Source organism: Halomonas salinarum (assembly GCF_012062845.1).
Taxonomy (GTDB): domain Bacteria; phylum Pseudomonadota; class Gammaproteobacteria; order Pseudomonadales; family Halomonadaceae; genus Onishia; species Onishia salinarum.
Genome location: NZ_WWNB01000009.1, coordinates 1 through 22,727 on the forward strand (window position 1 = coordinate 1; position 22,727 = coordinate 22,727).

At 63.7% G+C, this 22,727-nt stretch carries 21 protein-coding genes and 1 rRNA gene; 19 read left to right on the forward strand and 3 right to left on the reverse strand.

The window, feature by feature from the left end:
* The 5 genes from rrf to HF027_RS08150 all read left to right on the forward strand — a co-directional run.
* A 5S ribosomal RNA gene (gene rrf, locus HF027_RS08130) occupies window positions 1-95 on the forward strand; the annotation flags it as partial.
* Window positions 96-515: 420 nt separating this feature from the next.
* Window positions 516-1,385 carry an urea carboxylase-associated family protein gene (locus tag HF027_RS08135; RefSeq protein WP_168014585.1) on the forward strand — a complete coding sequence of 290 codons (870 nt, stop codon included), beginning with the start codon at window positions 516-518 and terminating at the stop codon, window positions 1,383-1,385.
* Between the two features lie 117 nt (window positions 1,386-1,502).
* The gene (locus HF027_RS08140) at window positions 1,503-2,258 is read left to right on the forward strand and encodes a 5-oxoprolinase subunit PxpA (RefSeq protein WP_168014587.1); all 756 of its coding nucleotides are present in this window, start codon (window positions 1,503-1,505) and stop codon (window positions 2,256-2,258) included.
* A complete protein-coding gene (pxpB, locus tag HF027_RS08145; RefSeq protein WP_168014589.1) occupies window positions 2,255-2,977 on the forward strand; it encodes a 5-oxoprolinase subunit PxpB in 723 nt (240 codons plus the stop codon). Before HF027_RS08140 ends, pxpB begins: the two co-directional genes overlap by 4 nt.
* On the forward strand, window positions 2,974-3,939 hold the full coding sequence (locus HF027_RS08150; protein WP_168014591.1) for a 5-oxoprolinase subunit C family protein: 966 nt from the start codon (window positions 2,974-2,976) through the stop codon (window positions 3,937-3,939). The genes pxpB and HF027_RS08150 overlap by 4 nt, the downstream gene beginning before the upstream one ends.
* 31 nt (window positions 3,940-3,970) lie before the next feature.
* On the opposite strand, the gene HF027_RS08155 is transcribed toward HF027_RS08150, so the two are convergent.
* The gene (locus tag HF027_RS08155) at window positions 3,971-4,960 is read right to left on the reverse strand and encodes a tRNA dihydrouridine synthase (protein WP_168014593.1); all 990 of its coding nucleotides are present in this window, start codon (window positions 4,958-4,960) and stop codon (window positions 3,971-3,973) included.
* Window positions 4,961-5,120: 160 nt separating this feature from the next.
* On the opposite strand from HF027_RS08155, the gene HF027_RS08160 reads away from it, so the two are divergent.
* From HF027_RS08160 to HF027_RS08170, 3 genes are all read left to right on the forward strand, one after another.
* Window positions 5,121-5,366, forward strand: coding sequence for an OadG family protein (locus tag HF027_RS08160; RefSeq protein ID WP_168014595.1), 246 nt, complete (start codon window positions 5,121-5,123; stop codon window positions 5,364-5,366).
* Between the two features lie 87 nt (window positions 5,367-5,453).
* A complete protein-coding gene (gene oadA / locus HF027_RS08165; RefSeq protein WP_168014597.1) occupies window positions 5,454-7,265 on the forward strand; it encodes a sodium-extruding oxaloacetate decarboxylase subunit alpha in 1,812 nt (603 codons plus the stop codon).
* Between the two features lie 12 nt (window positions 7,266-7,277).
* Window positions 7,278-8,600 carry a sodium ion-translocating decarboxylase subunit beta gene (locus HF027_RS08170; RefSeq protein ID WP_168014599.1) on the forward strand — a complete coding sequence of 441 codons (1,323 nt, stop codon included), beginning with the start codon at window positions 7,278-7,280 and terminating at the stop codon, window positions 8,598-8,600.
* Between the two features lie 102 nt (window positions 8,601-8,702).
* On the opposite strand, the gene HF027_RS08175 is transcribed toward HF027_RS08170, so the two are convergent.
* On the reverse strand, window positions 8,703-9,320 hold the full coding sequence (locus HF027_RS08175) for an IMPACT family protein (protein WP_168014601.1): 618 nt from the start codon (window positions 9,318-9,320) through the stop codon (window positions 8,703-8,705).
* Window positions 9,320-9,790 carry a transcriptional repressor LexA gene (gene lexA, locus HF027_RS08180; RefSeq protein WP_168014603.1) on the reverse strand — a complete coding sequence of 157 codons (471 nt, stop codon included), beginning with the start codon at window positions 9,788-9,790 and terminating at the stop codon, window positions 9,320-9,322. The genes HF027_RS08175 and lexA overlap by 1 nt, the downstream gene beginning before the upstream one ends.
* 233 nt (window positions 9,791-10,023) lie before the next feature.
* Between lexA and ccmA the strand changes: the two genes are divergently transcribed.
* From ccmA to zipA, 11 genes are all read left to right on the forward strand, one after another.
* A complete protein-coding gene (gene ccmA / locus HF027_RS08185; protein ID WP_168014605.1) occupies window positions 10,024-10,668 on the forward strand; it encodes a cytochrome c biogenesis heme-transporting ATPase CcmA in 645 nt (214 codons plus the stop codon).
* On the forward strand, window positions 10,655-11,386 hold the full coding sequence (gene ccmB, locus HF027_RS08190; protein WP_168014607.1) for a heme exporter protein CcmB: 732 nt from the start codon (window positions 10,655-10,657) through the stop codon (window positions 11,384-11,386). The genes ccmA and ccmB overlap by 14 nt, the downstream gene beginning before the upstream one ends.
* Window positions 11,387-11,399: 13 nt before the next feature.
* Entirely contained in the window at window positions 11,400-12,140 is a 741-nt protein-coding gene (locus HF027_RS08195; RefSeq protein WP_168014609.1) for a heme ABC transporter permease, read from the forward strand.
* Entirely contained in the window at window positions 12,140-12,340 is a 201-nt protein-coding gene (gene ccmD / locus HF027_RS08200) for a heme exporter protein CcmD (protein ID WP_168014611.1), read from the forward strand. Before HF027_RS08195 ends, ccmD begins: the two co-directional genes overlap by 1 nt.
* Window positions 12,330-12,818, forward strand: a complete 489-nt coding sequence (gene ccmE, locus HF027_RS08205; RefSeq protein ID WP_136256028.1) for a cytochrome c maturation protein CcmE — start codon at window positions 12,330-12,332, stop codon at window positions 12,816-12,818. Before ccmD ends, ccmE begins: the two co-directional genes overlap by 11 nt.
* Before the next feature lie 12 nt (window positions 12,819-12,830).
* Window positions 12,831-14,852 carry a heme lyase CcmF/NrfE family subunit gene (locus HF027_RS08210; RefSeq protein WP_280730176.1) on the forward strand — a complete coding sequence of 674 codons (2,022 nt, stop codon included), beginning with the start codon at window positions 12,831-12,833 and terminating at the stop codon, window positions 14,850-14,852.
* A complete protein-coding gene (locus HF027_RS08215; protein ID WP_168014613.1) occupies window positions 14,849-15,376 on the forward strand; it encodes a DsbE family thiol:disulfide interchange protein in 528 nt (175 codons plus the stop codon). Before HF027_RS08210 ends, HF027_RS08215 begins: the two co-directional genes overlap by 4 nt.
* A complete protein-coding gene (locus tag HF027_RS08220; RefSeq protein WP_168014615.1) occupies window positions 15,367-15,921 on the forward strand; it encodes a cytochrome c-type biogenesis protein in 555 nt (184 codons plus the stop codon). The genes HF027_RS08215 and HF027_RS08220 overlap by 10 nt, the downstream gene beginning before the upstream one ends.
* On the forward strand, window positions 15,922-17,244 hold the full coding sequence (ccmI, locus tag HF027_RS08225) for a c-type cytochrome biogenesis protein CcmI (RefSeq protein WP_168014617.1): 1,323 nt from the start codon (window positions 15,922-15,924) through the stop codon (window positions 17,242-17,244).
* Window positions 17,245-17,246: 2 nt separating this feature from the next.
* Window positions 17,247-20,756: a chromosome segregation protein SMC gene (gene smc, locus HF027_RS08230; protein ID WP_168014619.1), complete on the forward strand. Its 3,510-nt coding sequence runs from the start codon at window positions 17,247-17,249 to the stop codon at window positions 20,754-20,756.
* 257 nt (window positions 20,757-21,013) lie between these two features.
* Window positions 21,014-22,672, forward strand: coding sequence for a cell division protein ZipA (gene zipA / locus HF027_RS08235; RefSeq protein ID WP_168014621.1), 1,659 nt, complete (start codon window positions 21,014-21,016; stop codon window positions 22,670-22,672).
* Window positions 22,673-22,727 lie beyond the last annotated feature (55 nt).

Sequence of the window (22,727 nt, forward strand, 5' to 3'; positions counted from 1 at the left end):
GAACCACCCGATCCCATGCCGAACTCGGAAGTGAAACCGCTTAGCGCCGATGGTAGTGTGGAGTCTCTCCATGCGAGAGTAGGTCATCGTCAGGCACTTACACTGAAGAAACCCCGGCCCTTACAGGTCGGGGTTTTTTTATGGCTGGACGAAACGTACGTTTTTGGCTGTGACCTTTCCCCTGACCTTTCGACCTTTCCCTTGACCTTCTTCAATCTCAATGCATGTCGCTTCTCGTCTTCCCCACCTGCCTTAAGCCCTCAAGAGACATCAAGCGCCTTCAACCTTAAGCATTCAGCCTGTCGGTGAGTGCGCCATGCGTTACGCTTCAGGATATAGAGTCTCTTGTCACGCGGATCGGTGGTGTCCATCGTCTGTGTAAAGAGCGCATCCTGTTATTGGCGGTATGTGTGATGCTTAGGAGAGTATTGAGCGCGCGCCGCTGACAGAAGGCGTGAGCCTCATGTCGCGCCGTCCCTCAGTTCCAAGGCGCCTCTCGGCGCGAGGAGAGTTTCATGTCCAAGGTGCCTGCGGCCTATCAGGCAAGCGAAGGGTCTATCCTCGATGTAGACAAGGCCTTCTATAGTGGGCTGAGTGCCGCTCAATCCGAGCGCCGCCTGGTGGCGACTCATACCGTGCCGATGCGTGATGGTTTGGCATGGGAGGTGCCGGCCGGTCATATCTTTCGCATCAAGGTGACCGAAGGCGCTCAGGTAGGCGATTTCAACATGTGGCACCTGCATAATCCCCGCGAGCGAATGTGGGCCTCTCGTACTCGTCAGCTGCAGCGCGCCCATGTCAGTACCTACGACCGGCTTTGGTCGACCTTGCCTTACCTTCGGCCCATGGCCACCATCATTGATGACACGCTCGCAGACTATGGCATCGATACGCAGGGTGGCCGCGTCCACGACCTGCTCGGTACGCGCTGCGATCCCTACGTCAATCGACTGCTGACCGGCGAGGACTTCGACTTTCACTGTCATTCGAACCTGGTCAGGGCCATCGAGCCCTGGGGGCTGACGGAGTTTGATGTGCACGACGTGCTCAACGTCTTCCAGTGCACCGGCCTTAACGAGGATGACCAGTACTTCATGAAGGCAAGCCCGGCACGGCAGGGGGATTATCTTGAATTCTTTGCCGAGATTGACCTGCTGTGCGCCCTTTCCTGTTGTCCCGGCGGTGACCTGTCGGTCGATCTGTGGGGCCCTGATGCTCGTGATCCACTGACGACTTGCCACCCCCTGGGTGTCGAGGTGTATGCGGTCGCAGAGAGCCTGCTCGCTGACTGGACGTCGCCTCGTCCTGCGCCCTACCGCGGACAACACGGGCGACAGGCGCTATCCGTCGATTGGGCCGACATCAAGCGTGGGCGCTGTTGCTGAGTGCTATCCAAACGCTGCGTGAGCCACTGGCTGCGGTGTTCAGGCCGATGCTGAAGTGATTTGGCGCTACGTTGCCGATAAATTGTCATCATTACATTCCATAGAAACGAGGCCTCGATGACGACATTGCTGCTTAATGCCGATATGGGGGAAAGCTTTGGTCCCTGGAAGATGGGGCTGGACCATGAGGTCATGCCGATCGTCGACTTGGCTAATGTCGCCTGCGGCTTCCATGCCTCGGACCCCGATACCATGCGTGCGACGGTCCGGCTGGCCGCTGAGCATGGCGTTACCGTGGGCGCACACCCTGCTTATCCCGACCTGGTCGGCTTCGGCCGACGCTCGATGGCTTGCTCAAGCGATGAAATCGAGAACCTGGTGCTTTACCAGATCGGTGCGCTGAGCGCGATGTGCCACGCCGAGGGCGCACGGCTGGGCTATGTGAAGCCCCATGGCGCCCTGTACAACGACATGATGCGTGATCCCGACAAGCTGGCGGCGGTCATGCGGGGGCTGCGTGCCTTCGATACACAACTGCCTCTGATGGTGATGGCGACCCGCGATCCCTCGATGGCGCGTGCCGTGGCGGCTGAACATGGCATCAGCCTGTGGCTCGAGGCCTTCGCCGATCGGGCTTACGATGCCGAGGGGCGTCTGGTCTCGCGTCGTGAAGCCGGCGCCGTCCACCACGACGCCGAGGTGATCATCGACCAGGCACGGCGTATCGCCACCGGCAAGCCGCTCACGGCGTTTGGTGGCAGTGAGCTGGTACTCGAGGCGGATACCCTCTGCGTGCACGGCGATAATCCGGAATCCATTGCCGCAGTCAAGGCCATCCGCCAGGCGCTACAGGATATCGAGGCCACCTCATGAAGCTGCCACGTCTCGAGAATGCCGGTGTCGAGGCCTGGCTGGTACGCCTTTTCGACACTATCGATGAGGCCAACATGCCCTGGCTGATGGCCCTGTGCCGTCGCTGTGAAGAGGCGTTTGGCCCGGCACTGATCGACCTGGTGCCGTCCTATACCACGCTGCTGGTTCACTACGACCCTGTGAGGCTCACCCCGGGAGAAGCCCGCGCGCGACTGGCAACCATTCTTGCCGACTTGCGCCCGGACGACGCCGCGGCTGAAGGCGCCGTCAAGGAACTGCCGGTCTGGTACGACGGTAGCGTGGGCCCTGAGCTTGAGCGCCTGATGGCTGCCGCTGATCTCGACCGGCAGGCGCTGATCGACTTGCATGCCGGCCAAGAGTATCGGGTCTTTGCGTTGGGCTTCGCTCCCGGTTTCGCCTTCATGGGGCGCCTGGATGAACGCCTTGAAATGCCCAGGCTCGATACGCCACGTCAGCGGGTGCCGGCCGGTAGTGTGGCGGTGGCCGGGCGCCAGACCTCGGCCTATCCGCGCCAGTCACCGGGGGGCTGGAACTTGATCGGTCGCACGCCGATCACGCTCTTCGATCAGCATCGCGACGAGCAGAGCTTTCTGCAGGTCGGCGACCGGGTACGTTTCCAACCGGTCGAGCGGGCCGAGTTCGAACGCCTGGGGGGAGATACGCGCCCAGTGGCGTCTCAACAGGAGGGACGCTCATGAATGAAGCCACCACGATCATGGGGAAGGACGCTCTGCGCGTAGAGAAAGCGGGGCCCATGGCCACCCTGCAGGATGCCGGGCGCTTCGGCGTGCGCCGCCTGGGGGTGACGCAGGGCGGTCCTGCTGACCTGCATGCTTTCGCCTGGGCCAACTATCTACTGGGCAACGCCTGGGGAGCGGCAGTGCTCGAAATTACCCTCGGCGGGTTGACCCTGATCGCAGAGCGCGACCTGCGCCTGGCGCTGTGCGGCGCAGACCTGAATGCGACCTGTGATGGCGAGCCCCTTGCCCCCTGGCAGGCGTTCACGCTGCACAAGGGGGTGCAGTTGGCTTTCGATTCGCCCAAGGCGGGGGTGCGCGCCTATCTGGCCGTTGCCGGCGGCTTTCGGGATGAGCCGGTCCTTGGCAGCCTTGCCTGCGTGACTCGCGAGGGGTTGGGCGGCCATACGGGGGAGGGCAAGCCGCTGGCCGAGGGTGAGATGCTGCATGTTGACGCCAATGTCGTTGATGCCATCGCCACCGGCGAGGGGAGAACAGTGCCCGAGCGGGAGTGCCTTGATTATATGGCGCCGGCAAAACTCGAGTTGATTCCCGGCGCGCAGATTGCTGATTTCACGGGCCCCAGCCTCTTCCGTGCCTTTCACGACAAATGGCGGGTCGATGCCCGCGCTGATCGCATGGGCGTGCGACTCACCGGTCCCAGGCTCGAATGCCGGCTAGGTAGCATGATTTCAGAGGGTATTGCGCTGGGGGCTGTGCAGGTACCGCCGGATGGCCAGCCCATCGCACTACTAAACGATCGTCAGACCGTAGGCGGCTACCCCAGGCTTGGCACTCTCACGCCGCTTGCCTGTGCGCGGCTTGCCCAGTGTCAGCCTGACCAGACCGTATATCTCGCGCCGGTCGCCATGGGGGCCGCGCAGGATGCCTACCGGCGCTTCCTCGCCGCCTTTGTTGATTGAAGCGTGAAGCCCTGAAGCTTCTCGAGTGGCGTCAGGTCGCCAGTGCCGCTGTTGGCTGCCTGACTGAAGCGAGGCTCGATGCTTCCCGTGGAGTACCAGCGGCAAGACCTGCCAGGAAGGGATCCAGGCGAGTCTCGCGGCGCAGTGCCTGGAATCGGCGTGCGGCCTCGGGGTCGCGGCTACGCATATGGTTGAGCCATTGTTTTAGCAGCGAGACCACGACACGCTCTGGGAGTGTGCTACGCTGCAATGCAGCGTAGGTGCAGAGTATCTCGGCGCGTGCCGCCCATTCGGTAACCGGCAGCCGCTCGTTGGTAGCTTGCCAGTGGCGGATACGCGGGGCCAGATAGGGGTCCGCCAGTGCGCCACGGCCAAGCATGACATCGGGACAACCGGAAAGCGTGCGCGCTTTCCAGTAGTCTTCAAGCGTCCAGATGTCGCCATTGGCGATTACCGGGATGCGCAAGGCATGGCGGATGCGACCGATCCACTCCCAGTGGGCCGGTGGGCGATAGCCCTCATCGCGGGTACGGGCGTGCACCACCAGGGAGGTGGCGCCGGCGCGTTCGGCGGCCAGCGCGCAATCCAGCGCCTTCAAGCGGTCCGAGAAGCCCAGGCGTATCTTGGCGGTAACGGGTACGGCGCCATCGACGGCTTGATGGACGGCGGATACGGCTCGCTCGAGTCGGTGCGGGTCGCGCAGCAGCGAGGCACCGCCGTCGTGACGATTGACCGTCTTGGCGGGGCAGCCAAAGTTGAGATCGATGCTCACGGCGCCGAGGCTCACTGCCTGACGCGCATTGGCCGCAAGGGCCGCGGGGTCCGAACCGAGTAGCTGCAGGTGCACCGGGATGCCGTGGGGAGTGATGACGCGGTCCCCGGCGAGTTCCGGGCAGTGCTTGTAGAAGACGCGCGGCGGCAAGCGCGCGTCAACCACGCGCACGAACTCGGTCACCGTCCAGTCGAAGCCTGGGTGCTCGGTGAGCAGAGCGCGGGTATGGACATCGATTACGCCCTCCATGGGCGCTAGGCCGATACGGCCTTCATGTAGTAAATTAACTACGTTCTGCTCAACCATGGTGTCATTGCATTATTGGTAGGTTCAGGCAGGTTATTGTACCAGTTGAATAGTATGCCCAGGCCAGTCGTGGTTGGGCGCGACCGAGCAAGGGGAGCTCACTATGCAAGACTCGCTAATGAACGAAGGCTTGATGCTGATGGTGTTCGGCATGGGCTTTGTCTTCGTCTTCCTGACGGTGCTGGTCATCGCTACCACCGGGATGTCGAAGCTGGTCTCTCGCTGGGCCCCGGTGCCGGCCAAGCCGGAGGCCGCACCGCGGGCGCAAGCGCCTGCCGCCCAGGATGATGACCTGATGGTGGTCATCAGTACCGCCGTGCACCGATACCGTCAGCGTCATCACCGCTAGTTGGACCGCTGCCACGCGACATTGCTTTCGGGCGTGAACATCGCCGTCCGTCAGCCAGCCAGAATTATCGAATAAGGATAAACCCTAATGAGTGAGACTCGACGCCCACTGGGCATCACCGATGTGGTGCTGCGTGACGCGCACCAGTCACTGTTCGCCACGCGCATGCGCCTTGATGACATGCTGCCGATCGCCGAGAAACTCGATCGGGTTGGTTTCTGGTCCTTGGAATCCTGGGGTGGAGCCACCTTCGATTCCTGTATCCGCTATCTGGGTGAGGATCCCTGGGCGCGCATTCGTGCCCTGAAGGAAGCGATGCCCAACACGCCGCAGCAGATGCTGTTGCGTGGCCAGAACCTGCTGGGCTACCGCCACTACGCCGACGATGTGGTCGACAAGTTCGTCGAGCGCGCTCGCACTAACGGCGTCGATGTCTTCCGTGTCTTCGATGCCATGAATGATCCGCGCAACCTCGAACGGGCCATCAAGGCCGTTCGCGCCAACGACGGTCATGCGCAGGGCACCATCTCCTACACGGTAAGCCCGGTACATACCGTCGATGGTTGGGTCGAGCTCGCCAAGCAGATCGCTGACATGGGGGCCGACTCTCTGGCGATCAAGGACATGGCGGGTCTGCTGGCCCCCTATACCGCCTATGAGTTGGTCTCCAAGCTCAAGAAGGAACTGTCGATCCCCATTCACATGCAGTGTCATGCCACCACCGGCATGTCCACGGCAACGGCACTCAAGGCCGTCGAAGCCGGCATCGACAATATCGACACCGCCATCTCCTCGATGTCGATGACCTACGGCCACAGCCCCACCGAATCCGTGGTGGCGATGCTCAAGGACACCGACCGCGACACGGGCCTTGATCTCGAGCTGCTCGAGGACATCGCTGCCTACTTCCGCGAGGTGCGCAAGAAATATGCCGCCTTCGAGGGCTCGCTGAAGGGCATCGACTCGCGGATCCTGATCGCCCAGGTGCCTGGCGGCATGCTCACCAACATGGAAGGCCAGCTCAAGGAGCAGGGCGCCGGCGACAAGCTGGATGACGTGCTCGGCGAGATCCCCAAGGTACGCGAGGATCTGGGCTTCATTCCGTTGGTCACCCCCACCTCGCAGATCGTCGGCACCCAGGCGGTGATGAACGTGATGATGGGCGAGCGCTACAAGTCGATCTCCAAGGAGGTCCAGGCGCTGCTCAGGGGTGAGTACGGCGCTGCGCCCTCGGCCTTTAACAAGGAACTGCAAGCGCGGGTACTGGAAGGCAAGGAACCGATTACCTGCCGGCCTGCCGACCGCCTGGAGCCCGAGATCGATCGCTTGACCAAGGAGCTCGAGTCCAAGGCCAAGGAAGAGGGCATTCGCCTTGAAGAGGGCGAGCGGCGCATCGACGATGTGCTGACCTATGCACTCTTCCCGCAGATCGGGCTCAAGTTTCTCAAGAACCGCGATAACCCCGAGGCCTTCGAGCCCGCGCCCGAAGCGCCAGAGGCTCAGTCTGCCGGCGTGCCGGCAAAGGCAGGAGGCGCCTCGGTGCCGGCTGCCGGTCCCGAGACCTACACCATTACCGTCAACGGCAAGCAGTATGTGGTCGAGGTCTCCGAGGGTGGCGAGATCGGCCAGGTGCAGGCCAAGGGGGATGCCGGACAGGCCGCCGCGCCAGCCGCGCCGGCACAGTCCAGCGGCGAGACCATCAGCGCACCGCTTGCGGGCAACATCTTCAAGGTCAACGTCAAACCGGGCGATCAGGTCGCCGAGGGTGAGATAGTCATCATTCTCGAGGCCATGAAGATGGAGACCGAAATCCGCGCGGCGAGCGCCGGTAGCGTCTCTGCAGTCAATGTCAAAGAAGGCGACAGCGTATCCGTGGGTGATACGCTGGTCGTCCTGTAAGGGCTCGGATTCATGGATAAACTGTTGACTCTCTGGTACGGCTCGGGTCTCTATAACCTGGGCCTGGGGCAAGCGGCGATGATCGTCATCGGTCTGCTGCTGCTCTATCTGGCGATCCACAAGAAGTTCGAGCCGCTATTGCTGGTGCCGATCGGCTTCGGTGGCATTCTCGCCAATATTCCCGAGGCCGGGCTTGCCTTGTCCGCCGCCGAGCAGGCGGCGCACCTGGCGAAAGCCGAAGTGCTCGCGCGCATGGCGGAGGTGCTGGGCATTAGCCTGGAGCCCGGTGCGTCGATCGAGTCCGTGCGTCATGCCATTGCCGAAGCCGTGCACGGCGATACCGCGCCGAACCTGGTGCGGGCCGCCGAGGACGTGGCCAAGGATGTGGGCTTTGCCAACGGCATGCTCTACAACTTCTACAGCGTGGCCATCGCTTCGGGCATCGCGCCGCTGGTGATCTTCATGGGCGTGGGTGCAATGACCGATTTCGGTCCGCTGCTCGCCAACCCACGCACGCTGTTCCTGGGCGCGGCGGCTCAGTTCGGCATCTTCGCCACCCTGATCGGTGCTGTGGGCATGACCTCGCTTGGCTGGATGGACTTCTCGCTCAAGCAGGCGGCCGCCATCGGCATCATCGGCGGCGCCGACGGCCCGACCTCGATCTATGTGTCGAGCATTCTGGCGCCAGAGTTGCTCGGCGCGATTGCCGTGGCCTCCTACTCCTACATGGCACTGGTACCGCTGATCCAGCCGCCGATCATGCGCCTGCTGACCAGCGAGAAGGAACGTAAGATCGTCATGACGCAGTTGCGTCCGGTGTCGAAGCTGGAGAAGATCTGCTTCCCGCTGGTGTTGCTGATTCTGGTGGTGCTCTTCCTGCCGGATGCCGCGCCGCTGCTTGGCATGTTCTGCTTCGGTAACCTGATGCGCGAGTGCGGCGTCGTCGAGCGCCTCTCGGATACCGCTCAGAATGCCTTGATCAACATTGTGACCATCTTCCTTGGCCTGTCTGTAGGCTCCAAGCTGGTCGCCGATCGCTTCTTGACCGTCGAGACCCTGGGCATTCTGAGCCTGGGTATCGTTGCCTTCGCGATCGGTACCGCCTGTGGTGTGCTGATGGCCAAGCTGATGAACACGGTCAGCAAGATGGAGATCAATCCGTTGATTGGTTCGGCCGGCGTGTCGGCCGTGCCGATGGCTGCGCGGGTGTCGAACAAGGTCGGCCTGGAGTACAACCCTCACAACTTCCTGCTCATGCACGCCATGGGTCCGAACGTGGCCGGTGTGATCGGCTCGGCGGTCGCCGCCGGCGTGATGATCAAGTACCTGGGTTGAGACCCTCAGGCTGCACTGTGGCCAGTAACAAGAACGGCGCCCCGCGGGGCGCCGTTTTGTTGTCTGGGGGCTTAAAGGCAGGAGTGATGCGCTTGGGTCGCGTCAGTCGGTGAGCTGTTCGAGCTGCCCCTTGAGGCGACTGTCCAGAGCGCTTAAATCCGCTTTTCGATCCGCGGGCCAGCCGACGGTCAGCACCACACCATCGGCGCCGTAATCAGCCTGCTCGACGGGGATGTCCTGGTCGGTAAGCCAGGCCCGGGCCTCGGCTTCGCCGGCAAAGCCTAGCTTCATGCGTAGCGGGGTGCGTTCGGTGAAGTCGCGAGTCGGTAGCGTCTCGATGGCCTGCGCCACAGCCTTGGCGTAGGCCCTGGCCAGGCCACCGGTGCCGAGCTTGGTACCACCGAAGTAGCGAATGACCACGCAGCCCACCTGGCCCATGCCGGCGCCCTCGAGTACCTGAAACATGGGGCGTCCGGCCGTGCCGCCAGGCTCACCGTCGTCCGAGAAGCCGATGGCCTGCTGCTCGCCGGGCGGGCCGGCAATGAAGGCGCTGCAATGATGGCTGGCGTTGGGATGGCGAGCGCGTGCCTCGGTCAGCAGAGCCTCGAAGCTTGCGGCATCGGGGGCATGGCAAGTCCAGGTCAAAAAGCGGCTCTTCTCGACCTCGAACTCGGTTTCACGCCAGTCGCCACTCGCCAGATCGGGAATCGGGTAGCGCATCAGGCCGCCTGAGCCGACTGTCGCACGACACCCATCACCAGGCCCAGCACCTGGATATCATCGTTCTTGAGAAAGATCGGGGCCATGGTTTCGTTGGCCGGCTGGAGCCGCACCCCCGACTTCTCGATATAGAGCTTCTTCAGGGTCACCTCCTGATCATTGATCATCACCACGGCCGTCTCGCCGTTTTCGGCACTCTCCTGGCGCTCGATGATGATCACATCGCCGTCGAAGATATTGCAGTCGATCATCGAATCGCCACATACCTTGAGGGCATAGGTATTGCGCCGCACCATGCGAGAGGGAATAAGAACGCTGGATTGCTCGGGGCAGGCCTCGATGGGCAGGCCAGCGGCGACCTTGCCGAGCAGTTCCACTTCGATCATGTCGTTGGCGGTGATCTCTTCCCAGGCATTGCTTAAGGGCAGATTGGGCAGGCGGTGCAGATAATGCGGTGCGGTGTGCGGCATGATCTTTCTCCCTTGCGCGGCGGGGCGAGCTGTGGGCTCAGAAGCTGTTATTATTTACAGTATTTTCGTCGATGCTTCTGCATCATAGCAAGGGCAGCGAGACTGGCAAGGGAATCCCTGTAAAACCGCGTCGAGACTGGCCGGTGCGACCCGCTGCCGCAAGGCCTTTGCTGGCGAGAAAAGGCCGTACCGTGTACAGTGCCGAGCGGATTATTGACCCTTGGAGACCCCTCGTGACTGCTCGCCTGCAAGCGCGAAACCTGAGCTGTGAACGCGACGGACGCATGCTGTTTCGTGACCTTGATCTGGCAATCGGCCCCGGCGAGCTGGTACGCATCGAGGGGCCCAACGGCAGTGGCAAGACCACGCTGTTGAAGATTCTCTCGGGGCAGCTCGGCGATTACGAGGGCGACCTTTACTGGGGTGATGCACCGCTTTCCCGCGTGCGCGAAGCCTTCCTGTCCAATCTTGTCTACCTGGGGCACGCGACCGGTATCAAGACCGCACTGACGGCGCTTGAGAATCTTGCCTGGTATCAGGCATTGGCTGGCGAGACGGGGAGTGAGGCGGCGCGCCTGGCGGCGCTTCGCGAGGTCGGCTTGGCCGGCTTCGAGGATCTGCCGGTCGCCCAACTGTCGGCGGGGCAGCAGCGTCGGGTAGCGCTGGCACGCCTGGAACTCACGCCGCGCCCGCTATGGGTGCTCGATGAGCCTTTCACCGCCATCGACAAGGCCGGTGTCATGGCGCTGGAGCAGCGCCTGCATGACCATGTTGCGCGGGGCGGCAGTGTGCTGCTGACCACCCATCATGATCTGTCGGCTCAGGGGACCTTGCGGTGCATCAGGCTCGGTGGAGGAGGTGAGTATGTCCCGCACTGATGCGGAAAGCGTGCGCGGCGTTGAGCCGGTGGAACCCTTGGGTGGCCTGGGGGTCGCAATGGCAGCCACCCTCAAGCGCGACCTGACGCTCGCCGCGCGCCGGCGCAGCGATATCATGAACCCGCTGGCCTTCTTCGCCCTGGTGATCACCCTGTTCCCGCTGGGGATCTCGCCGCAGCCAGCGCTGCTGGCGACCATTGCGCCAGGACTTTTGTGGGTGGCCGCCTTGCTGGCGACGCTGCTGTCACTTGAGGCGCTGTTTCGCGCCGACTATGAGGATGGCAGCCTGGAACAGCTACTGCTGGCGCCTCAGCCGCTGCCGGCGCTGGTGCTGGGCAAGGTCTGCGTGCATTGGCTGATGACCGGCTTGCCACTGGCGCTGATGGCGCCGCTGCTGGGGTTGTTGCTGGCGCTGCCGGCGGAGAGCTATCTGGTGCTGTCTTTGTCACTGGCGCTTGGCAGTATCAGTTTGAGCCTGATTGGTGCCATCGGTGCGGCCCTGACAGTGGGGCTGTCGCGGGGCGGCGTGCTGCTCTCGTTGCTGGTGCTGCCGCTGAACATTCCGGTGCTGATCTTCGGCACCGGTGCCGTCCAGGCGGCGATTATCGGCGACCCGGTGGGGCCGCATCTGGCGATTCTTGGCGCCCTGTGCTGCGCGGCGCTGATGATGGCACCCTTTGCCATCGCCGCGTCGCTGCGCATCAGTATCAACGGTTAAGGAATCTCAGGGTATGTGGGCGTTCATTCATAAGTTCGGATCTCCCAAGTGGTTCTACGGCATCAGCGCCAGGCTCTTGCCCTGGTGCTGGTCTCTGGCGGTGATGCTGATCCTTGTCGGCAGTGTCTGGGGGCTGGCGTTTGCACCCGCCGACTACCAGCAGGGCGACAGCTTTCGCATCATCTATGTCCATGTGCCGGCGGCCTTTCTCGCCCAGTCGATCTTCGTCTCCATGGCGGTGGCGGCACTGGTGTTCATGGTCTGGAAGATCAAGGTGGCCGATATGGCCGCCGCGGTGATGGCGCCACTGGGCGCGACCATGACCTTCGTGGCGCTGTTTACCGGCTCGGTGTGGGGCATGCCGACCTGGGGGACCTGGTGGATCTGGGACGCCCGTCTGACCTCGATGCTGATCCTCCTGTTCCTGTACGTGGGGGTGATCGCCCTGCGCGGCGCCTTCACCAGCCGCGACAGCGGGGCTCGGGCCGCCTCGGTGCTGTCCATGGTCGGCGTGATCAATATTCCGGTGATCAAGTATTCCGTCGACTGGTGGTACACCCTGCACCAGCCGGCCTCCTTCTCGATCACCTCGCGGCCCTCGATGCCGGTCGAAATGTGGTGGCCACTGCTGCTGATGGTGCTGGGCTTCTATGCCTTCTTCATCGCCATCACCCTGATGCGTACCCGCAATGAGATCTTGCGCCGCGAGGCCGGCAAGCACTGGGTGCGTGAACTCGCTGCTGGAGGTGCCTGATGGCCTTCGACTCCCTCGACGTCTTCTTCGCCATGGGCGGCCATGGCGCCTATGTATGGTCCGCCTGGGCGGTTGCCGCCCTCGCGATGGTGGGCAGCGTGGTCCATGCCCGGGCGGAGCATCATCGCCTGCTGCGTGATATTCAGCGCCGAGTACGCCGCGACACCGCCACCCCGAGGACTGACCACGATGCATCCTAAACGCAAGCAGAAGCTCTTTATCATTCTCGGGCTGGTGACGCTTTCCGCCATGGCGATCGGCCTGACCCTGTATGCCCTGCGCAGCAACATCAATCTATTCTTCAGCCCGGTGCAGATCGCCGCCGGCGAGGCGCCGGTGCAGCGCACCCTGCGTGCCGGCGGCATGGTCAAGGAAGGGAGTGTGGCCCGCGACCCCGAGAGCCTGGACGTCGGTTTCGTGATCACCGATTACGTCGAGGATCTCGAGGTGCGCTACAGCGGCATCCTGCCTGACCTGTTCCGCGAGGGTCAGGGCGTGGTGGTGGTCGGGCAACTCGATGGCAAGGGCCACCTGATGGCAAGCGAAGTGCTCGCCAAGCACGATGAGAACTACATGCCCAGCGAGGTTGCCGACGCTCTGGAAGCCGCCGGCTATTCCCCCGCCGACTACGGTGACGCCGCCAAGAACACCGAGAGTGCGGGCGGCGCCACCTACTAATCCGGAGTTGCCATGCTGATTGAGATGATTCCCGAACTCGGCCACTTCGCGTTGGTCCTGGCTCTGCTGATGGCCTTGGTACAGGCGGTGGTACCGCTGGCCGGGGCGGCGACGCGTCGCCCGCTATGGATGGCCTTCGCTCGGCCCATGGCGGCGGGGCAGCTTTTCTTCCTGCTGGTCGCCTACGCCTGCCTGACCGCAAGCTATTTGCTCGATGACTTCAGCGTCGCCAATGTCGCCAACAATTCCAATTCACTGCTGCCGTGGTACTACAAGGCCAGTGCCGTCTGGGGCAATCACGAGGGGTCGGTACTGCTTTGGAGCCTCATGCTCGGCGCCTGGGGGTTTGCTGCCAGCTGCTTCTCCCGTGACCTGCCAAGCGACATGCTGGCACGCGTGCTGGGCGTCATGGGGCTCGTTAGCTCAGGTTTTCTGACCTTCGTGCTGGTGACGTCGAATCCCTTCACGCGGCTGCTGCCGACGCCGCCCCAGGATGGCGCCGACCTGAACCCGCTGTTGCAGGATGTCGGCCTGATCATCCATCCGCCGATGCTCTACATGGGCTATGTGGGCTTCTCGGTGGTCTTTGCCTTCGCCATTGCCGCCTTGCTGGGCGGTCGGCTCGATGCTGCCTGGACCCGATGGGCACGCCCCTGGACCAACGTGGCCTGGGCCTTTCTGACCGTCGGCATTGCGCTGGGCAGCTGGTGGGCCTATTACGAGCTTGGCTGGGGCGGCTGGTGGTTCTGGGACCCGGTCGAGAACGCCTCCCTGCTGCCCTGGCTTGCCGGCACCGCGCTGATCCACTCGCTTGCGGTTACCGAAAAGCGCGGCTCCTTCAAGAGCTGGACGGTGCTGCTGGCCATCACCACCTTCTCGCTGTCATTGCTCGGTACCTTCCTGGTCCGCTCGGGCGTACTGACCTCGGTGCATGCCTTCGCCAACGACCCCTCGCGCGGCATGTTCATCCTCGCTCTGCTGGGCATCACCGTGGGGGCGTCGCTTTTCGTGTTCGCCCTGCGCGCGCCACGCGTCAGCCATGCGGTGAGCTTTAGCTGGCTGTCGCGGGATGCATTGCTGCTGGTCAACAACTTCTTGCTGGTGATCATGACCGTCACCGTGCTGCTCGGCACCCTCTACCCGCTGGTGCTGGATGCCATGGATCTGGGCAAGATCAGCGTCGGCCCGCCGTACTTCAATGCGCTCTTCGTGCCACTGACCGTGATCCTGTGCGTGTTCATGGGCCTTGGGCCGCTGTCGCGCTGGAAGGCCATGGCGGGCCGCGAGATGGCACGCCGCCTGGCGCTTTCCGGCGCACTGGCGCTCACGATCGGCCTGCTGGCGCCACTGGTCTATGGCGGTGAGTGGAACCTCTGGGTGTCGCTCGGCCTGGTCGCGGCGCTGTGGGTGGTGCTGCCGCTGGTACGTGATCTCATCGACAAGTCGCGTCGCTCGGGGTCGCCGGTCGCGGCCCTGAAGCGCCTGTCACCGGCCTACTGGGGCATGGTGCTCGGCCATCTGGGGCTTGCGGTGACCATCGTCGGTGTCACCGTGGTCTCGAACTATAACGTCGAGCGCAACGTGCGCCTTGCTGTGGGTGAAAGCGCCTCCGTGGCGGGCTATGACTTCACCCTGACCGACCTGGGTCAGCAGCGTGGCCCCAACTACATGGCCGATACCGCGACCATTGCGGTTAGCCGTGGCGGTGAGGAGAGTCTCTTCACCATGCACCCCGAGAAGCGCCTGTATATCGCCCGCGGCATGCCGATGACCCAGGTGGCCCTGCGCCCCGGCCTGTTGCGAGACCTCTACGTGGCGATGGGCGAGGAACTGGGCGATGGGTCCTGGGCGCTGCGCATTCAGTACAAGCCCTTCGTGCGCTGGCTGTGGCTGGGGGCGCTGCTGATGGCCGCCGGTGGTCTGGTGGCGGTCGTTGACCGGCGCTACCGCCGGCGGGTCAAGGCGCGCAGCGGTCAGTCTTCTGGGGATCAAGGTGCCGCGCACTTGGGTGCACCACGGGAGGCAAGCGCATGAAGCGTCGTCTATTGCTGGTCATTCCGCTGCTGGTCTTCATCGCCTTGGCAGGGCTTCTGTATCGCGGCCTGTCCCTGGATCCCTCGGCTCGGGATTCGGCATTGCTGGCCCGGGATTTTCCGGCCTTCTCGCTCTCGAGCCTCGAGAATCCCGGGGCGAGTTATGACGCCTCGCTGTTCAAAGGCGAGGTCACCCTGGTCAACGTCTGGGGCGAATGGTGTCCTACCTGCAAGCAGGAGATGCCGCAGCTTCTTGATCTCGCGGATCGCGGCGTACGGCTGGTCGGCGTCGATTACAAGGACAGCCGCGAGAAGGGCCGCGCCTTTCTCGAGGAGTTTGGTAATCCCTTCGAGGTCAATCTATTCGACCCTGAGGGCGAGCTTGGCTTCGAGCTTGGCGTCTATGGAGCACCGGAGACCTTCCTGGTCGATGCGAATGGGGTGATCCGCTATCACCACACCGGCTACATCACGCCAGAAGATGTCACCGAGACCATCATGCCGGAGGTGCGAAAATGGCAATAAGACGGCTTGGATTGCCGGCTTTCAGCCGACATGGCACCGCGACGCTGCGAGTATCGTTCGTTTTCTCAATACTGTTTTCACTGGCGCTTTCGCTGCTGGCGGGGCTTGCCGCTAACCAGGCCCAGGCCGCGGTCGAGGTGCGCGATTTCGACTCGCCGGTGACCGCCGAGCGCTATCGCTCATTGACCGATGGCCTGCGCTGCCCGAAGTGTGAGAACCAGGCGATCGGTGATTCCGACTCGCCGGTCGCCAAGGACATGCGCGAACGGGTCGCGGCGCTGCTGCGCGAAGGCCGCAGCGATCGCGAGATCCAGGATTTCATGGTCGCCCGCTTCGGCGACTATGTGCTCTATAACCCACGCCTCGAAGATCGCACCCTGCTGCTGTGGGGCCTGCCCGCCGCGCTGGTGCTGCTCGGCGGCGTGCTGGTGGCATTGATCGTGCGACGGCGTCGGCGTGCCTCGGCCCGTGCGCTCTCCGCGGAGGAGCGCGCGCGACTGGACGCCCTGGTCAATCGACACTCTGATGCATCGGGAGATCACTGAATGACCCTACTCTGGCTCGCCCTGGCCGTGTTGCTGCTGCCGGCGCTATGGCTGCTGGCTCTGCCCTTGCGCCGTGCCAGCGCCCTCGCCAAGGCCCAGCGCGCCTACGAGGATGCTGATCGCACCGTCGAACAGAATCTGGCTATCTATCATCGTCGCCTGGCGTCACTGGAGGCCGCCCGCGAGCGTGGTGAAATCAGCGACGCCCGCTTCGACGAGGACCGGCTGGAGCTCGAGCGCAGCCTGCTCGAGGACACCGAGACCCAGGCCAAGCGCCCGCTCAAGGCGGCGGGCGCCGGCCGGCTGATGGTACCGATCACCATGGTACTGGTGACCGTGGTGGCCTTCGTCTGGTACAGCCAGCAGGGCGCTACCGGCGATCTGGCACTCTATGGCGCGCAGCAGGACGTGCGACAGAATCCCCAGGGTTCGCCTGCGATGATGATCGATCGCCTGGAAGAGGAGGCCGCTCGCCAGCCCGAGAATCCCAATGTATGGGCCGCACTTTTCCCGCTTTATCGCGACCGCGGCCAGTCGGTTAAGGCCATCGACGCACTTGAGAGACTGATCGCGCTGGAAGGCCGTCAGCCATCGCTGCTCGCGCAGTTGGCACAGATCCAGTTTTTCGCCGCCAACCGTACGCTGACCGACAAGGTGCAGTCGCTGGTCGACGAGACCCTCGACAAGGATCCGCGCGAGCCGACCATTCTCGGCATGCTGGGTATCGATGCCTTCGATCATGGTCGCTATGAAGAGGCCATCGACTACTGGCGTCGTGCCGTGGCCGGCTTCAACAATCCTGCCGCCGCCGAGTCGCTGCGTCAGGGCATCGCCGTGGCGCAGTCGCGTCTGGGCCAGGCAGGCGACAATCAGGCAAGCGATAGTCAGGCAAGCGATAGCAAGAATGCCAATAGCCAGCAGGTCGGTAGCCAGCAGGTCGCTAGTGCCGGTCCCGGCATCCGCGTGCAGGTGAGCCTGGATGAGCGTCTCGCCGAGCGCGTCGGCCCCGATGCCAGCGTCTTCGTGGTGGCCCGTGATGTGGCCGGCGAGCGTCCGCCGCTGGCGATCGTGCGCGCCACTGTCCGCGATCTGCCCTTCACCGTGCGCCTCGATGATAATGATGCCATGAGCCCCATGGCCAAGCTCTCTCAGGTGGATGAGGCGCGCCTGGTGGTGCGGGTCTCCTCCAGCGGCCAGGCCGAGCCCCAGGCCGGCGACCTGGTCGGCGAGCATCAGGCGGTGCCGGTTGACGGCGAGAACGCCCCGGTTGCGGTGATCATTGACCGAGTGGTCGAGGCGGGCAGCAGCGAGACCGGCGAATAACCATGCAGCTCAAGTCCATCAAGCTGGTCGGCTTCAAGTCGTTCGTCGACCCGGTCACCGTGCCCTTCGACAGCAACATGACCGCCATCGTCGGTCCCAACGGGTGCGGCAAGTCCAACGTCATCGATGCCGTGCGCTGGGTCATGGGCGAGTCCTCGGCCAAGACGCTGCGCGGCGAGTCAATGACCGATGTCATCTTCAATGGCTCCACCGGGCGTAAGCCCGTCGGCCAGGCGTCCATCGAGCTCTTGTTCGACAACCGTGACGGCAGCATGGGCGGCGCCTACGCCCAGTACGCCGAGATCGCCGTCAAACGCGTGGTCACCCGCGATAGCCAGTCCAGTTACTTCTTCAACGGCCAGAAGTGTCGGCGCCGCGATATCTCCGACCTGTTCATGGGCACCGGCCTGGGCCCGCGCTCCTACGCCATCATCGGCCAGGGCATGATCTCGCGGCTGGTCGAGGCTCGCCCCGAGGAGTTGCGCTCGACCCTCGAGGAGGCCGCCGGCATCTCCAAGTACAAGGAGCGCCGTCGCGAGACCGAGAACCGCATGCGGCGCACCCAGGAGAATCTGGAGCGCCTCGACGACATCCGCGAGGAACTCGACAAGCAGCTCGAGCGCCTGAAGCGCCAGGCCGATGCCGCCAAGCGCTACCAGACCCTCAAGCAGGAGGAGTATCGCCTCAAGGGCGAGCTGGCGCTGCTGCGCGGTCGCGCCCTGCGCGCCGAGCAGACCGAGCAGGAGGGGCGCGTCCGTGAACTCGAGACCGGGGTCGAGCGTGAGGTGCTGGGTGCGCGCCAGTGCGAGACGCGCCTCGAGCAGGCGAGAAGCGAGCATGACCGCCTCGCCGAGGAACTCGAGGGCCATCAGGCCCGCTTCTACGAGACCACCACCGCCATCGCCCGCCTCGAGCAGAGCCTCGAGCATGCGCGGACTCGCGAGCAACAACTGACGCGGGATCTTGAGAGCGCCCGTGCCGAACTGGCCGAGCTCGACCGTGTGAACGAAAGCGACGGGGAGCGCCTTGCGGCCCTGGATGAGCGTCTCGAGACCCTGGGGCCCGAACAGGAAGAGGTCGCCGAGGAACTGGCGCAGCTCGAGGAGGCTCTTGAGGAAGCCGAGGCCGCCAACACCGAGCATAGCGAGCGTTGGGACGCCTTCAACGAGCGCCATCAGCAGTCAAGCCACGAGGCCGAGCGCACCCAGGACCGGGTGCGTAACCTCGAGCAGGGCGTGGAGTCGTTGGCCGCCGATGTGCAGCGCCGTCGCCAGCAGCAAGCGGAGCTTCCCGATGCTTCTGAGCTTCGTGAGCAGCGCGCCGAATATGCCGAGCGCCTGGCCGAGGCGGAGCTTGAGCGCGAGGCCCTGGAAGACAAGCGCCAGCAGACCCTGGACCGCCGCCAGCAGAACCGTGACGAACGCCGCGACGCCGAGGCGAAGCGGGAAGCCGAACGCCAGCGTCGTAACCGCTTGCAGGGCGAACTGGCCTCGCTGGATGCCCTGATCGAGGCGGCGCTTGCCGACCACGACGAGGCCCTGGAAGCGCATCTGGCCAGGCACGGGCTCAACGAGGCCCCCCGTCTCGGAGAGCGGCTGTCGGTGGACGCCGACTGGGAAGAGGTCGTGGGCTGGATTCTCGCCCCCTGGCTCAATACGCGCCTCGTCGATCTGGCGCATGCCCGACAGGCACTGGATGCTGACGCCAATACCGAGGCACTCGGTGACCTGGCGCTGCTGGATGCAACGCGCGAGGTCAGAGACGCCGCAGAGGGGCTGGCCGCCAAGGTAGAGGGCGCTGGCGCCGCGGCGCTGTTGCTCACGGGTATCCACTGCGCCGCTGACGAACAAGAGGCCTGGGCGCGTGTTGAAAGCCTTGCGCCGGGTGAGAGCCTGGTCACCCCGGCTGGCCTTTGGCTTGGCCCGGGCTTTGTGCGTCGACGCGGCGAGGCCCAGGGCAGCGACAGTCTGCTGACCAGCCGCCGTCGCCGTGACGAGGTGGCCGCGGAACTGGACGAGGTCGAAACCACGCTCTCCACCCTGGATGAGCAGCTGGCCACTCTCGAGGCCCGTGATCAGGAGATCGAAGCGAGCCTCGAACAATGTCGGCGCGACGAGGCACAGCAGCAGGAGCGCCATCAGCAGTGGACCCTCGCCGAATCCAACCTCGCCACTCGGCTCGAGCATCAGGAAGCGCGTGCCCGGGAGATCGACGAGGAGCTCGTGCGTCTCGAGGAGCAGCGCGAAGAGCGGGCCCTGGCGCTGGAGGAAGCCCGCGAGCAGTGGCAGGCGGCAATGGCGCAACTGGAAGACGATAGCGCCGAGCGCGAGCAGCTGGAACGTGCCCGCCGCGAGGCGCAGGAGCGACTCGCCTCCCTGCGGACTCGCCAGCGACCGCTGGCCCAGCGCGCCCAGCAGCTGGCACTGGATCATCAGCGTCTGACCACCGAGCGGGCCGGTCTCGGTCAGCAGCAGGGGCGGGCCGAGGAATCCCGTGCGAGGCTCGAGGAGAAGTGCGCCGAGCTCGAGGAAAATCTCGAGATGCTGCGCGAGCCCGACGAGGAGAATCGCGAGCGCCTTGAAGAGCTGTTGCACCAGCGCGATCGCGATGAGCGGGCCCTGACCGCCTGTCGCGACAAGACGGCCGAGTTCACCGAGCAGCTACGTGAGGACGAACTGGCTCGCCAGCAGCATGAGCGCAATCTGGAGGGCATACGCGAGCGTCTGCAGGAAGCGCGCATGCAGGTGCAGGCACTGGCCTTGAAGGCCGACGCACAGGACGAACAGCTCGCCGAGCTCAATCATGATGCCGATACCCTGGCCGAACACCTCGACCCCAATGCCACCGAATCCGCCTGGCGTGAGCGCCTCGACGGTCTGGGCGACAAGATTCGCCGACTCGGCGCCATCAACCTCGCCGCCATCGAGGAATACGACCAGCAGGCCGAACGGCGCGACTATCTCGAGGCCCAGCACGCCGAGCTGACCGAGGCCCTGGAGACCCTGGATCGGGCCATTCGCAAGATCGATCAGGAGACCCGTACCCGTTTCAAGGACACCTTCGATCGGGTCGATGCCGGTCTACAGACACTTTTTCCCAAAGTCTTCGGTGGTGGAACCGCATGGTTGACCCTCACGGGCGAGGATTTGCTGGAGACCGGGGTCGCCATCATGGCAAGACCTCCGGGCAAGAAGAACAGCACCATTCATCTGCTCTCGGGGGGCGAAAAGGCCCTGACTGCGCTATCGCTGGTATTTGCCATCTTCCAGCTCAACCCCGCCCCGTTCTGCATGCTGGATGAGGTCGATGCCCCTCTGGATGATGCCAACGTGGGGCGCTATGCCAACCTGGTGAAGGAAATGTCCGCGACCGTTCAGTTCATCTATATCACCCACAACAAGATCGCCATGGAAGCCGGTGAGCGTTTAATGGGGGTGACCATGCAGGAGCCCGGGGTTTCACGTCTGGTATCGGTGGGTGTTGAGGAAGCGGCAGTGCTTGCCGAAGCTTGAAGCAAGCAGCGCATGGCGAGAGTCGGTGAAATGCGACGCTTGCACCTGATCGCCAAAGCGGGTAACAAGATGGCTGATAAGAACGGTGTCGGTGAGCGCATACGTAGGGTGATTACGCAGGCCATTCGACATGCTGTCATGCAATGAATGCTGCTTGACAATCAAAAAAGACATGGCCCTTTTTTTGGTAATCGCGCTATGCTGATGGCTATTAATATTTCCGGCATGGTGCCCCTAGCAGACAGGCAAGACGACTCATGGAACTTAGAGAGTGGCTGATCATCCTGGGGTTGGCGCTGGTGACCATCATCGTGATCGATGGTGTACGTCGCTTGCAGCGTCAGCGTCGCGTCCCCCGCCTGGATCAGGTCGATGCTTCATCGACCGATGCAGCGTCGGGGGCAGACACCGACCCTGAGCAGGAAGCTCGGGACGCCCAAGTGCGCAGTGAGCTGCCCAATGGGGGCGCGCGGGTGGTTAAACCCGCTGCCTATGAAGTGCGCTCGAAACCCAAGCTCCAGCGCCAGGAGCACCCGGGGCCATCCAGGGTGCTTGCCAATTGGCGTCAGGAGAGCCAGTCCGAGGAAGCGCGCTCTCGAGCCGAGGCCCCTTCGCGGCAAGCCGATCTCGACACAGGTGCGCCGAGCACCACCAGGGCTACGTCAGCATCCGCCTTCGGGTCGCCCGCCGGGGCTGAGCACCCGGCTGAGCGTTCCTTTGAACATAGCCAGGAACCTCACGGTGCCCCCCGCGCCGATACGCGCCAGGCGCCATCCGGTGAGCGTCCACAGATGGCTCGGCCCGCTCAGGTTGACGATCAGATAGAAGATGAAGCGGCGGTCACCGCGAGAGCCGATAAAGCCATGGCTGATAAAGAGAGTGCCCATGGCAATATCGAGGCTGAGGAGCAAGACGCATTTCATGACGATACCCTCTCCGGGCTGGCTGCCGATCCGGCGGATCATGAGGGCTATCACGATGACGAGCGCTATCGGATAGTCGACTTCGATGGCGTCTCCGACTCGTTGCGTGAACGCTCAGCCAAGGTCGGCGACTCGGTGCAACGCTTGGGTTCCTCCCTCCAGCAGAAGATGGCCAGCCGTAAGGAGCAGCGCAAGAAGGACAAGTTGGAGCGCGAGCGCCAGAAGGCCGAACGCAAGGCCCGCGAGGCCAGCCGCCAGCAGCAGGAAAAAGCTGAGCGGGAGGCCGAGGCCCGCCGCGGATCGACTGCGCAAAGTGACGGCGGTGATCCGCTGTTCTCATCCCCTAGCGCCCCGCACCCGGCAGAGTCCCGCTACGGTGAAGCGCAAGAGTACGCACCCCAAGAAAGGGCTTATGCGCCGGATCATGAACCTGAGTATGCACAAGAGCCGATGGCCGCGACGGACAGCGACGTACCCATGGATCCGACGATCCAGAGTGCGCTACGCACCAGCGTCAGGGTCGATCACCCCCGTGAGACCCTGGGCAACGCCGAAGAGATCGTCGTCATCAGTGTAATGTCCCGTGATGAGGAAGGATTCTCCGGAACTGCCCTCTTGGATCTGATGTTGGTCTGTGGCCTGCGCTACTGCCGCGATATGCAGATATTCCATCGCTTCGAGACGCAGGATCCGCACAGCGAACTCCAGTTCTCGATGGTCAACGTGATCAAGCCGGGAACCTTCCCGATCGCTGACGGCGATGACTTCACCACGCCGGGTATCAGCTTTCTGATGCCGCTGCCGGGCGCGCACGATGGCTCGGCGGCCTTCGAGGCCATGGTGGAAACGGCCATGGTCGTCGTGCGCCATCTGGGCGGCGAGCTGAAGGACGAGAACCACAGCGTGATGACCGCGCAGACCGTCGGCTTCGCCCGTGAGCGGGTACAGGAGTTCGAACGCCGCCACCGGCTGCATCGTACCCAGGTCAACTGAATCGGCAACATCTGCCGTACGACCCTCTCACATGGGCTCCTTCGGGAGCCCATGT